Consider the following 14,508-nt stretch of genomic DNA (forward strand, 5'->3'; position numbering starts at 1 on the left):
AGATGAACAAAAAAAGTGTACGCGATATCGAATTGACAGGAAAACGGGCTTTTGTCCGTGTAGATTTCAATGTGCCGCTCGAAGATGGTAAAATTACAGATGACAAACGTATTCGTGCAACGCTTCCTACAATCAACTTCTTGATTGAAAAAGGCGCTAAAGTCATTTTGGCAAGCCACATGGGTCGTCCTAACGGCGAAGTGGTTGAATCCTTGCGTTTGACTCCAGCAGCTGAGCGTTTGTCTGAATTGCTTGGTAAAACAGTTGTTAAAGCTGACGGTTCTGTTGGTGACGCTGTTAAAGCTCAAATCGCTGAACTGAACAACGGCGACGTATTGTTGCTTGAAAACGTTCGTTTCCACGCAGGCGAAGAGAAAAACGATCCGGAACTGGCAAAACAATTTGCTGAACTGGCTGATGTTTTCGTTAACGATGCGTTTGGCGCGGCTCACAGAGCACACGCTTCGACTGAAGGAATCGCTCACTTGCTTCCAGCAGTGTCCGGTTTGTTGATGGAGAAAGAACTTGAAGTGTTGGGTAAAGCAATCTCCAACCCTGAGCGTCCTTTTACAGCTATCATTGGTGGATCCAAAGTTAAGGACAAAATCGATGTAATCGACAACCTGCTGAACATTGCAGACAACGTAATCATCGGTGGCGGTCTGACTTACACGTTCTTCAAAGCACAAGGACATGAAATTGGACAATCCTTGCTGGATGATTCCAAACTTGATGTTGCTCTCGGTTTTATCGAAAAAGCGAAAAAACTGGGTAAAAACTTCTACCTGCCGGTAGATATCGTAGTGTCTGACGATTTCAGTGCGAAAGCAAACACACAAATCGTTGACATCGATGGTATCCCAGCAGATTGGGAAGGTATCGACATCGGTCCTAAAACACGTGAGATCTATGCTGATGTAATCAAAAACTCCAAATTGGTTGTGTGGAACGGACCAATGGGCGTATTTGAAATCGAGCCATTCTCCCACGGTACTCGTGCAGTAGCGGAAGCTTGCGCTGAGACAGAAGCTTACACTGTAATTGGTGGCGGTGACTCCGCAGCAGCAGCTGAGAAGTTCAAATTGGCTGACAAGATGAACCACATCTCTACAGGTGGCGGTGCATCGCTCGAGTTCATGGAAGGTAAAGTACTTCCAGGCGTAGTGGCATTGAACGACAAGTAAGTTTTAGTAGCCTATAGCATGAAGGAGTTGAAACCCATGAGAACACCGATTATCGCAGGTAACTGGAAAATGTTCAAAACGGTTTCCGAATCCAATGACTTCATTCAGGAAGTTAAAGGAAAAGCGGAAGTTGAAGGCGTGGAAACTGTAATCTGCGCACCGTTTACAAATCTGCCATCCCTGGTAGAAGCTGTTAAAGGCACAAACATCAAAATTGGTGCACAAAATCTTCATTTTGAAGATAACGGTGCATTCACAGGTGAAATCAGCGGCGTGATGCTGAAAGACCTGGGTGTGGATTATGTCATTATTGGTCACTCGGAGCGCCGTCAATATTTTGCGGAAACCGATGAGACTGTCAATAAAAAGTTGCATGCAGCATTCCGTCACGGTTTGACTCCAATCTTCTGCCTTGGTGAGACGCTTGAAGAGCGTGAAGCGAACCAAACAAAAGACGTATGCAAAGTGCAAACAGTAGCTGCTTTTGCAGGTCTGTCTGCAGAGCAAGCGGCACAAGTTGTTATCGCTTATGAGCCAATCTGGGCGATTGGTACAGGCAAATCCTCCACTTCCCAAGATGCGAATGAAGTTATTGCTTACATCCGTACGCTGGTGAAGGATCTGTACAACGAGACGGTAGCTAATGCAGTTCGTATTCAATACGGCGGCAGTGTTAAACCGGAGAACGTAACAGAATACCTCGGACAAAGCGACATCGACGGCGCGCTTGTTGGCGGTGCCAGCTTGCAGCCGGCTTCGTTCATCGCGCTTGTTGAGGGGGCGAAGTAAGATGACAGCTCCAAAACCTGTAGCACTGATCATCATGGATGGCTTTGGTCTGCGTAACACGGTGGAAGGCAACGCGGTAGCGCAAGCCAAAAAACCGAACTACGACCGTTTCATGAGCCAATTCCCACATACAACACTCACTGCTTGCGGTGAAGCTGTAGGTTTGCCAGAAGGGCAAATGGGAAATTCCGAGGTAGGTCACCTGAACATTGGTGCCGGCCGGATCGTATACCAGGATTTGACCCGTATCTCCAAATCCATTCGTGACGGCGAGTTCTACGACAATGAAACACTTGTCAAAGCGGTTCGCGAAGCGAAACAAAGCGGCAAAAAGCTTCATCTCTACGGTTTGTTGTCCGATGGCGGCGTACATAGTCACATCGACCACCTGTTTGCTATGCTGGATCTGGCCAAAAAAGAAGGAATGAATGATGTATATATTCATGCTTTCATGGATGGCCGTGATGTTATGCCAGACAGTGGTAAAGACTTCATGCAGAAGCTGATCGCCAAGATTGAAGAAGTCGGAGTAGGTAAAATCGCAACGGTTCAAGGTCGCTATTACGCGATGGACCGTGATAAACGTTGGGAACGGGTTGAGAAATCATACCGCGCCATCGTTTATGGAGATGGACCGAAATACACTGACCCACTCAAAGCGGTTGAAGAATCGTATGAGAAATCCGTATTTGATGAATTCGTTGAACCAACGGTTATCGTCAAAGCGGATGGTGAGCCGGTAGGTTTGGTTGAGAGCGGCGATTCCGTTATCTTCCTCAACTTCCGTCCTGACCGTGCGATCCAGTTGTCGCAAGTATTCACAAACCAGGATTTCCGCGGTTTCGATCGTGGTCCGAAGTTCCCTGTGGGCTTGCACTTTGTATGCTTGACTTTGTTCAGCGAGACAGTTGAAGGTTATGTGGCTTACTCGCCGAAGAACCTCGACAACACGCTGGGTGAAGTTCTGGTACAGAACAATAAAAAACAACTGCGTATTGCAGAAACTGAGAAATACCCGCACGTTACCTTCTTCTTCAGCGGCGGTCGTGATGTGGAGCTTCCGGGCGAAACTCGCGTACTGATCAACTCACCAAAAGTTGCAACGTATGACCTGCAACCGGAGATGAGTGCGTATGAAGTAGCTGATGCTTGTGTTCGCGAGATCAAAGCAGACAAACATGACGCCATCATTCTGAACTTTGCTAATCCTGACATGGTTGGACACTCCGGCATGCTGGAGCCTACCATCAAAGCGGTTGAAGTAACAGATGAGTGCATGGGCCGTGTTGTGGATGCAGTACTTGCCAAAGGCGGCGTTGTACTGATCACTGCGGATCATGGTAACGCGGATATGGTGTTCGATGAGAAAGGACGTCCGTTCACAGCTCATACAACGAACCCGGTTCCATTCATCGTTACGGATGCCAATGTAACCTTGCGTGAAGGCGGAATCCTGGCAGATATCGCGCCAACGATCCTTGACCTGATGCAATTGCCTAAACCGGCTGAGATGACAGGTACATCCGTCATCGCTACCCGTAAATAAGTTACGCAACAACATATATGAAATTGGGAAGTTTGGAGTTTACCCCAGAACGAAGGAAGCAGAAATTGTCCGAAGAAGCAACGCGTTCGCCTTTATCACATGATTCCAACTTATGAAAATAAGTTCAAAGGAATCATGGATAACAGCGATCAGAGGACAATTCTGCTGACGTAGTGGAAAAGGGAAAACACAAGTGGTCCTAATTTATAATAAATTTAAATTTAAAGGAGATTATCACAAATGACTATTATTTCTGACGTGTACGCTCGCGAAGTCCTCGACTCCCGCGGTAACCCTACAGTAGAAGTTGAAGTATACCTGGAGTCCGGCGCAATCGGACGCGCAATCGTTCCATCTGGTGCATCCACTGGTGCCCACGAAGCAGTTGAGCTTCGCGATGGTGACAAATCCCGTTACCTCGGTAAAGGCGTTCTGCAAGCTGTTAAAAACGTAAACGAAACAATCGCTCCAGAAGTTATCGGTATGGATGCATTGGATCAACTGGGTATCGACAAATTGATGATCACTTTGGATGGTACGCCAAACAAAGGTAAACTGGGTGCTAACGCAATCCTGGCTGTATCCATGGCAGTAGCTCGCGCAGCTGCTGACGCTCTGGACCTGCCATTGTACGTTTACCTGGGCGGATTCAACGCTAAAGCATTGCCAGTACCAATGATGAACATCATCAACGGTGGTGAGCATGCTGACAACAACATCGACGTTCAAGAGTTCATGGTTCTTCCAGTTGGAGCACCAAGCTTCAAAGAAGCTCTTCGCGTAGGTGCAGAGATCTTCCACAACTTGAAATCCGTATTGAGCTCAAAAGGCTTGAACACAGCTGTAGGTGACGAAGGTGGTTTCGCACCGAACCTTGGTTCGAACGAAGAAGCAATCACTACAATCATCGAAGCTATTGAAAAAGCTGGTTACAAACCAGGCGTTGACGTATTCTTGGGTATGGACGTAGCTTCCACTGAGTTCTACAAAGATGGTAAGTACACACTTGCTGGCGAAGGTAAATCTTACACTTCCGCTGAGTATGTTGACCTTCTGGCTTCATGGGTTGAGAAATACCCAATCATCACAATCGAAGACGGTATGTCCGAAGATGACTGGGATGGTTGGAAATTGCTCACTGAGAAATTGGGAGACAAAGTACAACTCGTTGGTGATGACCTGTTCGTAACAAACACTGAGCGTCTGGGCAGAGGTATCGACGAAGGTATCGGTAACTCCATCCTGATCAAAGTTAACCAAATCGGTACATTGACTGAAACATTTGATGCTATTGAAATGGCTAAACGCGCAGGATACACAGCTGTAATCTCTCACCGTTCCGGTGAGTCCGAAGACAGCACAATCGCTGACATCGCTGTTGCAACTAACGCTGGTCAAATCAAAACGGGTGCTCCTTCCCGTACAGACCGTATCGCGAAGTACAACCAATTGCTCCGCATTGAGGATCAACTGGGTGAACTGGCTCAATACAATGGTCTTAAAGGATTCTACAACCTTAAAAAATAAGTTGTTTTTACAAATTTTAGACAGACCGCGAAATCGGTCTGTCTTTTTGTGTTATAGATAAATAGAAAAACAGCAACCTGACTGGTTGCTGTAATTGGACTTGTTCGAGGGATGTATATTGCACCTTAACTGATAGCTGTGACAAAGAGAAATAGATAAATAGCCATAGAGATATTGATAATTTCGAGTAACAGTAATGGCTTGCTCATTTTTGTTGGGGATTTTGGAAATATGCCAGCGAGATCAACAGCATACACGATAAAGTACAGAATGGCAATTACTTGAGCAATCCACAAAGCATGAGGGGAAGAAATCAACAGAAGATAACTGGCAATATAAGATCCAGCTCCAAGCAAAATCAAAAACAGATTAAATCCCCAGAATACAATTCCCTTAAGCTTGGAGAAATCCCGATTTTCAATGGGGCCACCCGGAACCAAAATCGCCAGTAAAGTGACATTTAAAAGTACGATTATACTTGCTATAAGCATCATTGTTACGAACGCCATCCTCTCTCCATCGTCGTTGTGGCTAAAGTATATCAGGTCATAAGGCTGACTGTATTGTAAAAAATAAGCATGCAAATAAGGGCTTAAAATTTGTTTTTGGCTTGCCATAGATAACGAAGGGTTAGTTCGTCAGCCGACTTCTCAAGTTCACTTACAGTTTTACCGGCAAATTTTCTGCATGTCTTAATGAAGTGAGACTGGTCGTAGTATTGTTCATATATTTCAGTGTGCCAATTTGCATTCACAATACCTTTTTGGAACTTCACGATATCTCCATACACTTTGGGGGTAAGTCCTGTATATCGCTTAAATGTACGCTCCAGCGTACTGATGGAAAATCCAAAATATGCTGCCATGTGGGAGACATTGAGGTTTCCGCATTGCTGTTCCGCATAAGAAAGCATATGATCAGCACGCTGCGTATCCAAAGGGTTCAACTTGATTCTCTCAATGAAATAATCGTTGATCGCTGTAATGATCGATTCGTTATCTCTGGTATTGGTGAGTTGGGTACGTAATTGATCTAGCCCAGAGGATACGTCGACTACTGAGCATATTTGTTCGGTGAGCCGAGAAATGGGGTACTCAAAAGATTGAATGTACCCCACAGGAGTTAATGAAATGCCAATTTGGTACAAGTTTTTTCCATACTTGACATGCTTCGCTCTTTTAATCTGACCGATGACCGATGAATTGGGTATGAGAATTCGTTTTTTTCTCTCGATGAGGTAGTAGGGGGATCTATAATTGAAAATAATATTAATATGACCTAACGGCATAATGATGTCTTGTCTGTTCATTGGGGTGAGGTTGTCTTGTTCTACAATCCATATATAATCTATGATGCCTTTAAGGGCGTCTGTGGCTTGAAATCTTTGAATCATTTTGCCCTCCCTAAATCATATGCTTCTAAAGTAAGTCCTTATCTTGGATGAGAACATAATGTGATTAAAACCATATGCCCATATTATCATGACTTACAGATGAGATTAGTAGCTCCTTATCATTTGTATCACTACTTGTAGTACAACCATAGCTATGTTACAATTAAAGTAACTGTTTTTATGGTGAGATGTATGCCCACATGGGTAGGAGGTGGAAAGAATGGATATTGCTTTGAAATTGCTGCTCGTTGTTTTCTCGATCGGTCTAATCACTGTAGTATTGCTGCAGCACGGGAAAAGCGCTGGTTTGGCGGGTGCCATCTCCGGTGGTGCGGAACATCTTTTCGGTAAAACGAAAGCGCGCGGATTGGATCTCTTCCTGCAACGTGCAACGGTGGTACTGGGTGCAGGATTTATGATTTTGTCTATTGTTGTTACGGTTGTTTCCAAGTAAGACTTGGAATTGCTGAGCAATGAATAGCTTGAGCTAATGGCTTAATTGATGAACCTTCGTTTCGTGAAGAAACGGGGGTTTTTTAATAAATTCTTACGAGTCCAAACTTTTCCAACAATCTAATCTATAGACTCCATGATTTTTGGTCTTCTTCTCACTTCTGTTTTGGTTTTCCTTCCTTAACATGCAACACACCCCTATCATGTATGGTATGTCCCTCGCTTATTCGTTACGCGAACTCACTCCCTATAATGAATGTCATGTGTACAGAAAATTTTCGGATGTAGTCCTTTTCCAGATGCGCACAGCACGTGTATCGCATAAAATGTCTGTAGAGATACGTGAAAGCGTGATTTTAGAGGAGCGCCCGGCAACCGCGGTTTTTTTGCGAGGTACGGATGGGCCGGATTGAATTCGTGTATACTAGGGTATGAGATAGTATGGTTGCACTACTACACTCTTCACAGCAGTGATATTGTATTGCATGAAAATGGTAAGAATTCCGATACATAAAGAGATGAGACTTGCTTACACTTTTATGTTTCCCGAGGTGAATATATTAATGATAACAGAACAACAATTGCTCGACTTCATGCGGGAAACCGCTTATAAACCTATGACTTATCAGGAGTTGGAACAGCACTTCGCTATTGAAGATGCAGCTGATTTCAAAGCCTTTTTGATTATGCTTAATACGCTGGAGGAATCCGGTAAAGTTTTGCTGACCCGTAACAATCGCTATGGCATGCCAGAGCGCATGGATTTGGTACGTGGACGTTTACAGGCTCACGCCAAAGGTTTTGCTTTCCTTATCCCTGAGGATCGGGAGCACCCGGATGTGTACATTCACGCCAATGATATGAAGAGTGCGATGAATGGTGACACGGTATTGGTTAAAGTCACATCTCAAGGACCTTCAGGTGGTCGACTGGAGGGTGAGATTGTCCGTATTGTTACTCGTGCTGTGACACAAGTCGTTGGTGTGTTCCAAAGCCATGAGGTGTACGGATTTGTCATTCCGGATGATAAACGGATTAATCGCGATATTTTCATCCCACGTACCAACTTTGCTGGGGCGGTTGATGGACAAAAGGTCGTAGCAAAGATCGTCAGCTATCCGGAGGGCCGTGCGGCAGCCGAGGGTGAAGTGATCGAGATTCTCGGTCATAAGGATGAGCCGGGTATTGATATTTTGTCCGTCATTCGCAAGCATCAGTTGCCTGAAGCTTTCCCCGATGAAGTGGTAGAAGAGGCGGAAAAAGCACCTGAATCCATCACGGATGAAGAGATTGTACAACAGGGTCGCCGTGATCTGCGCGGACTTAACATTGTCACGATTGATGGCGAAGATGCCAAGGATCTGGATGATGCTGTTAACGTAGAGAAGCTGCCTAATGGTAACTATCGTCTGGGTGTTCATATTGCCGACGTTGGCTATTATGTACAGGAGAATTCCAAGCTTGATCAGGAAGCTTACAACCGTGGATGCAGTGTGTATCTGGTGGATCGGGTTATTCCGATGTTGCCACAGCGTCTGTCCAACGGGATCTGTAGTTTAAACCCACAGGTAGATCGCCTGACCCTGTCATGTGAAATGGAGTTTAACGACCAGATGAAGGTTGTAAAACATGACATTTTCACAAGTGTAATCAAAACCAAAGAGCGGATGACGTATTCCAACGTCCGTAAAATCCTTGAAGGTGAAGAGCCGGAATTGCTCGAGCGATATAAGGATCTGGTAGATGATTTCCATTTGATGAAAGAGATTGCCTTGAAGCTGCGTGCTATGCGTATGCGCCGTGGTGCGGTTGACTTTGATTTTGAAGAATCCAAAATCATTGTGGACGCAGAATGCAAACCGGTAGATATCGTGAAACGGGAGCGTTCGATTGCCGAGCAAATCATTGAGGAATTCATGTTGGCAGCGAACGAAACAGTGGCAGAGCATTTCCACTGGTTGAAGGTTCCGTTCATCTATCGTGTGCACGAAGATCCCGATCAGGAAAAACTGCAAAATTTCCTCGCCTTTGCGGCGAATTTTGGACACCAGGTCAAAGGACGTGGCAATGCGATTCATCCACGTGCGCTTCAATCGTTGCTTGAGGATATCAAAGAAACGAAAGAACAAACCGTGATTAGTACGATGATGCTCCGTTCGATGAAACAGGCGAAGTATGATTCTGAAATGTCGGGTCACTTTGGCCTCGCGGCAGAATTCTATAGTCACTTTACGTCTCCAATTCGTCGTTATCCCGATCTTGTCATTCACCGGGTGATTCGCGAAGTCATTGAAAATAATGGTGCTTTGCCGGAGAACCGTCAGGAGTATTTGGCAGCACGTATGTCCGATATTGCGCAGCAGTCTTCTGAACGTGAACGTGTGGCGGTAGAAGCTGAGCGGGATACGGAGAAAATGAAAAAAGCCGAGTACATGCTCGACAAAGTAGGCGAAGAGTTCGAAGGCATGATCAGCAGTGTGACCAGCTTTGGTATGTTCATTGAACTGGAGAACACGGTTGAAGGTCTGATTCGCCTGAGCGCACTCACGGACGACTATTACCATTTTGACGATCAGCATATGGCTCTGATTGGTGAACGTACCTCGAAAGTCTTCCGCATCGGTGATGAAGTGAAGATCCGTGTGGCACGTGTAAGCATGGAAGAGTATACGATTGATTTTGAAATGGTCGATATGAAACCTCGCGGTGAACGTCCTGGCGGCTTCGGTGGCGGACGTGGCGGTAAAGGTGGACGTCCTAGTAGCGGCGGCGGACGCGGTGGTGCCAAGGGTGGACCAGGTGGATTCAGCGGTTCGCGTGGCGGCAAAGGCAGCTCATCCGCTGCTGGAGTCAGCCGTGGTGGCAGATCAACGGAAGAAAGCAGCAAAGGTGGACGTGGCGGTGGAGCAGCAAGTGCAGGCGCGGGCGCAGGTTCATCTGGTGGCTACGCAGGTAAAGGCGGCGGCAAACCAAAAGGTGAGCGTCGTGCTAGTGATGCTGGTGGATCAACTGGCCGGGGTAAAGGCGCAGTGAGCTTTGGTTTTGGCTCAGGTAAAGGCGGATATAGCTCTACATCGGGTGGTTCGGATAGTAGTTCAACCGGTGGACAAGGAAGTGGTCTGAACAGCGGCAGCGGTCGCGGTGAAGGAAGCTTTAAGTCTGGCAAGGGCGGCAGTAAAGGTGGCAAAGGCGGAAGTGGACGCAAAAACACTTCGCCAAGCGGCGTATTTATTGGAGAGAATGCAACTCCTGGTGGCGCTCAGGAAGGCGGAGCACCACGACGCAAGCGGAAGAAGAGCAAAGGTGCAGCTGGTAACGGCACGGCAGCTTTTGTACGGAAAAAGAAAAAATAAAGCTAACGTAACTTTGGAGAGATGGATTACAATTCGTTCCTCCAGGTCAAGCGTTGGAGAAAATAGTCACTTCAGCTGGTGTGTTGTTTCGCACAGTCTGAAAGTGATGTAATGAGGAGGGGCGGCAGAGGTCGCCTCTTTCTTGATTTTAACAGCCGTACTTGCTACAATTAGGGTCTGGCACGTGGTACCTTGGTGCAACATTGGGTGCGCTGCTATAGAGCATGGTACCGGCTTATTTTACGGAGAAGGAGTGAGGACATGGGCAAGAATGATGGACAGAGTAAAGTGCTCGCACAGAATAAAAAGGCTTCCCATGACTACTTCATTGAAGATACGTATGAAGCGGGCATGGTGCTTACCGGAACGGAGATCAAATCTCTTCGTAACGGCCGTGCGAATATTGGTGATGCATTTGCCACGATTCGAAACGGTGAGATTCATATTCACAATATGCATATTAGTCCTTTTGAACAAGGGAACCGAAATAATCCGCTCGATCCAACACGTACGCGCAAGTTGCTGATGCATAAAGTGCAGATTCACAAGTTGCTCGGTTTGTCGAAACAGGATGGGTACAGCATTGTGCCGCTGAAAATTTATATCCGCAACGGTTACGCAAAGCTCTTGCTTGGACTGGGTAAAGGTAAGAAGCAATACGACAAACGTGAAACTGCCGCGAAGCGCGATGCTCAACGTGATATCCAACGGGTACTGCGCGAGAAGCAGAAGGTTGCGCGTTAAGTGGAGCGCTGGGCGTAAATGCTTTAGTTTAGGTGTATAAGATAGTTTTGTGATGAAGCTAGGAAGATTGATGTATGAGTTAAGGAGTCTCAAGGTTTGTCCTGTAATGGGCAAGATTGAGGCTTTTGTATTTGGGGAAGGTGATTTGGTGTGAGTTGCTGTGAAGTGTATTGTGTGGTGATTTCCTTTGATATGTGTTGAAGGGAATTCGGTAGGAACATGGAGCTTGGCGCGTTGATGAATCTAAATTTGTAGCCTTTGCGTAGTTTGCCTGAAACGTGGGTAAGATACTTAGGTACCGTTGTTCGTGAGCCGATCTGGGTAAACTTTACTTCCGATTGGTGACGCGGTATAATATGTAGACGATTGAGCTTGTTGTATTGGGTAACCTTGTACACATGCTCATCCTGCTGGAATGTCTTCCAGCAATCTGTACTATTTCGGTGATGTGTCCTGTGTTATGATTATTCATGTAGCAGACAGGAATGCCGAGTTTGAAAGAAGCATCTTTTTACCTTGGAGGAAAAAGATGTGCAGCACCTTTGCTCCGTATTCACGGATTAATCCTGGAGCCCTTCTTATATGAGGGGGCGTTTATGGATTCGACGGGGATAGTTCGAGCATGGGTAGCGGGTAGTGGGGACGCGTCCGCTTTATCAACGCTAAAGCCTATTAAACGGCAAACAACAAACAAACTACGCTTTCGCAGCCTAAGAAACTGTGTGCGTGCTTCTACCCTGCATCGCCCATGTGACAGGGATAGGGGCTAACTAGTAGTGGGATACGCTGTCACATCTCCGCCTGTGGTGTGCTGAAGAAGACAATCAGGCTGACCCAACGTATAGCCGGTTACGGGGCGATACTCGGGTGACATCAAAACTGTGACTACACCCGTAGAAGCTTATGTGCCGTTATCTTCGGACAGGGGTTCGACTCCCCTCGCCTCCAAGATGGTACTTAATGAAAAGTATCATGTTGAAGGCGTTTAGAGAAAATCTCCAAGAAAAAAGAATCAGACGGTGAGCATCTGAATGATGTTCCACCGATCTGATTCTTTTTTTATTACAATCTGACGGAACATGGATTGCACAAGTAGCTTTTGCGTCTCAGGTTCGATCAGTACCCAGTTATCTTTCAAGTTGGCCATCATGTCTTTAATCTCTTCTGTGGACAGCTCGTTAATGTAATAATCTTCTTTTTCTTCGTACTGAGCAGTGATTGCCTTCATTCGTGCTTCTTCGTCGTCAATCAAGTTGGCATAATCATCAGGAGACAGTTTTCCATCACCTAGGGCGAGCATCCAGTTTTTCCGGCGTCGATTGGAAACCTCAATTTCTTTCTGTAACATGCGCTGGTCACTCTTGGCCTGAGCGTTCGTTTTTTTGTCCTGAAGCTTTTTATTGGTAATCTGCAATCGTTCGAAAATGAGTTGCTGCAGGTGAGGTTCTGAGATTCCAGGAGCGTCACAAGTTTTATTAGAATATTGATTTCGGCAACGATAGCTTCTATATACTCGAACTGTTTTATCAGCAAGTGTCTGTCTCGATGCATTACCGATGTAAGTAGCTCCACACAAACCACACTTAACAATTCCTCCATAAGGATAATCATAACTATGTTTGCTCATGTGATTCTCTCCGCGACGCTCCATCATCTTACGTACCTTAAGGAAATCCTCCATAGAAATAATTGCTTCATGTTCCCCAGGTTTGATGATCCTTTTGGATTCTTCCCACAGTACCGGCTTGAAGTGATTATGACCGGTGTAAGTATGGTTCTGCAGTACGATCCTTACATACTTGCTGTCCCATACTCCACCTTCTTTTCCGCGACTGTGCCCATTCATATGTTTCGCTATGGACACAACCCCTTTGCCAGCAAGGTACAGCCGGAATACCTCTTTGATTAACTCCGACTCATATTCATTTACGACTAACTGGCGTTTTTCATCAATGACCTCTATGTCGTATCCAAGCGGAGCCTTGGACATGTGCAGTCCACCATTCTCCATTTTCTTCGTGAGGCCCTTCAGGGTTTCTTCTCGGAGGTTATCTGAGTAGATTTCGGCGAATATCCCATTGAAATATAGGAAGGCTTTACCCATTGGCGATTGTGTATCGATTTCCTCGCTCCCCAGAGACGCTACAACGAACCGCTTATTCAGCTTATTGATCATGGCAATAAAGTCATACAAGTCTCCTAGGTTGCGGCTGAGTCGATCTAACTTATGAATCAATACAGCATCGAACTTTCCAGCTTTCATATCTTCAATTAGTCTTTGAATACCTGGCCGCTTTTTAATTGTTCTACCACTGATTCCTGGATCGGAATAGACACGGTATAACTCCATTCCTTTCTTCTCCAGCAGCTCCATAAGTAAATCATGCTGAGCTTCCATGGAGAACCCTTCTTCATTCTGTCTGTCTGTACTTACGCGGATGTATAGGGCTGCTTTCATCTTATTCGCTCCTTTTGAGAATGTATGTTCGGTTATTTACGGTGAAGAAAAGCCCCGAAGGGCTTATCTGTTGTTAGTTAATTATTGGACTTTTTGAACTGTAGAAACAGCCAACATAATAGCATTCGTAGTTCCGCCACTTATATTGTCAAAAGAATACACTGCTGTAGGAACTCCGCGCATTGTCACGTCATCACCGTCAAGAATATCTCCTGTTGAATTATTATAATAACCGATCAAAGAGTTTCCCGATTCGTCCATGATATGTACCGTTGCTACAGTCCCAAAATCAGTTTCTTCTTCTTGCACTTGAATAACAGTACCTGTTACTTTTACCATTTTATCAAGGTAAGGAGTAATGTTCTTAAATAGATGTTTTGAAGTGATCTTACTATCTACTTCCTTTGAAGCGGCCTTTTTTGTCTCTGCAGTTACAGCTGGGAAGAGGTCAGAATGCTTTACCAGATAGTCATAGGTTTTTTGGTCGACAGCGCCACCCTCTACAAGATTAGGAACAACTAAACTCATCATTTCCGCAGTAACAGCACTTTTTGGTTCTTGTTCTTGAGTTTCTGTGCTCACCTCAGTAGCTGCAGTTGCAACTTCGGAAGCTTCTTTTTCAGCCAACTCTTTTTTCAAAGCTTCAGCTTCTTCTTTTAGTTTTTGGTTTTCTGCTTCAATTTCTGTTTGTTTGGTATCTGTTTGGCTGGCTTGTGAAGAAGAATTCTCCTTTGTATCTCCGCATGCTGATAATACTGCTACAAGTGCAAAAACCATAGTAAATAAAGCTACTTTTTTCATCTTTCCATACCTTCTCTTTTCTATGTCCCATCGGTTGGGGAATTTACTCGTACATTAGTGTTTATATGTAAACATCACTACGTAAGACGGTATACGAGGTGATGGTAAGATTTTAATTTGATAAGCCGTTCGTCAGATGTAAATCTTCACCATAGTGTGAGCCAACTCATACCGTTCCTGTGCTGATCTATAGATATAATTCTCAAGAAATAACTGTTGAGGATTTACCAATCATAGGAGCACATGTTAGAATAAAATAG

At 45.3% G+C, this 14,508-nt stretch carries 11 protein-coding genes and 1 other RNA gene; 8 read left to right on the forward strand and 4 right to left on the reverse strand.

Annotation, left to right across the window (positions count from 1 at the left end; genetic code table 11):
* Nucleotides 1-2 precede the first annotated feature (2 nt).
* The 4 genes from BS614_RS03945 (at nt 3) to eno (ending at nt 5,046) form a co-directional block, all read left to right on the forward strand.
* Entirely contained in the window at nt 3-1,184 is a 1,182-nt protein-coding gene (locus BS614_RS03945) for a phosphoglycerate kinase (RefSeq protein WP_036616219.1), read from the forward strand.
* A 36-nt stretch (nt 1,185-1,220) separates the two neighbouring features.
* On the forward strand, nt 1,221-1,973 hold the full coding sequence (gene tpiA / locus BS614_RS03950; RefSeq protein WP_036616221.1) for a triose-phosphate isomerase: 753 nt from the start codon (nt 1,221-1,223) through the stop codon (nt 1,971-1,973).
* Nucleotide 1,974: 1 nt separating this feature from the next.
* On the forward strand, nt 1,975-3,519 hold the full coding sequence (gene gpmI / locus BS614_RS03955; protein ID WP_074092969.1) for a 2,3-bisphosphoglycerate-independent phosphoglycerate mutase: 1,545 nt from the start codon (nt 1,975-1,977) through the stop codon (nt 3,517-3,519).
* A gap of 240 nt (nt 3,520-3,759) precedes the next feature.
* Nucleotides 3,760-5,046 (forward strand): phosphopyruvate hydratase, encoded by a 1,287-nt coding sequence (gene eno, locus BS614_RS03960; protein ID WP_062837741.1) that lies wholly within the window; start codon nt 3,760-3,762, stop codon nt 5,044-5,046.
* Between the two features lie 125 nt (nt 5,047-5,171).
* Here the strand turns inward: eno and BS614_RS03965 are convergent, their stop codons facing one another.
* Nucleotides 5,172-5,540, reverse strand: a complete 369-nt coding sequence (locus tag BS614_RS03965; protein WP_167544375.1) for a DUF8051 family protein — start codon at nt 5,538-5,540, stop codon at nt 5,172-5,174.
* Nucleotides 5,541-5,638: 98 nt separating this feature from the next.
* Nucleotides 5,639-6,439 (reverse strand): helix-turn-helix domain-containing protein, encoded by an 801-nt coding sequence (locus BS614_RS03970; protein WP_074092971.1) that lies wholly within the window; start codon nt 6,437-6,439, stop codon nt 5,639-5,641.
* Between the two features lie 220 nt (nt 6,440-6,659).
* Between BS614_RS03970 and secG the strand changes: the two genes are divergently transcribed.
* The 4 genes from secG to ssrA all read left to right on the forward strand — a co-directional run bounded on the left by secG (nt 6,660) and on the right by ssrA (nt 11,938).
* Nucleotides 6,660-6,893 (forward strand): preprotein translocase subunit SecG, encoded by a 234-nt coding sequence (gene secG, locus BS614_RS03975; protein WP_036616231.1) that lies wholly within the window; start codon nt 6,660-6,662, stop codon nt 6,891-6,893.
* Between the two features lie 562 nt (nt 6,894-7,455).
* Nucleotides 7,456-10,245 carry a ribonuclease R gene (gene rnr, locus BS614_RS03980; protein WP_074092972.1) on the forward strand — a complete coding sequence of 930 codons (2,790 nt, stop codon included), beginning with the start codon at nt 7,456-7,458 and terminating at the stop codon, nt 10,243-10,245.
* A 261-nt stretch (nt 10,246-10,506) separates the two neighbouring features.
* Nucleotides 10,507-10,989 carry an SsrA-binding protein SmpB gene (gene smpB, locus BS614_RS03985; RefSeq protein WP_036674736.1) on the forward strand — a complete coding sequence of 161 codons (483 nt, stop codon included), beginning with the start codon at nt 10,507-10,509 and terminating at the stop codon, nt 10,987-10,989.
* 586 nt (nt 10,990-11,575) lie between these two features.
* Nucleotides 11,576-11,938: a transfer-messenger RNA gene (ssrA, locus tag BS614_RS03990) on the forward strand.
* Between the two features lie 63 nt (nt 11,939-12,001).
* On the opposite strand, the gene BS614_RS03995 is transcribed toward ssrA, so the two are convergent.
* The gene (locus BS614_RS03995) at nt 12,002-13,447 is read right to left on the reverse strand and encodes a recombinase family protein (RefSeq protein ID WP_074092973.1); all 1,446 of its coding nucleotides are present in this window, start codon (nt 13,445-13,447) and stop codon (nt 12,002-12,004) included.
* Nucleotides 13,448-13,528: 81 nt separating this feature from the next.
* A complete protein-coding gene (locus tag BS614_RS04000) occupies nt 13,529-14,248 on the reverse strand; it encodes a hypothetical protein (protein ID WP_074092974.1) in 720 nt (239 codons plus the stop codon).
* Nucleotides 14,249-14,508: the final 260 nt, after the last annotated feature.

The sequence above is a fragment of the Paenibacillus xylanexedens genome (assembly GCF_001908275.1).
In the GTDB taxonomy this organism is placed as follows: domain Bacteria; phylum Bacillota; class Bacilli; order Paenibacillales; family Paenibacillaceae; genus Paenibacillus; species Paenibacillus xylanexedens_A.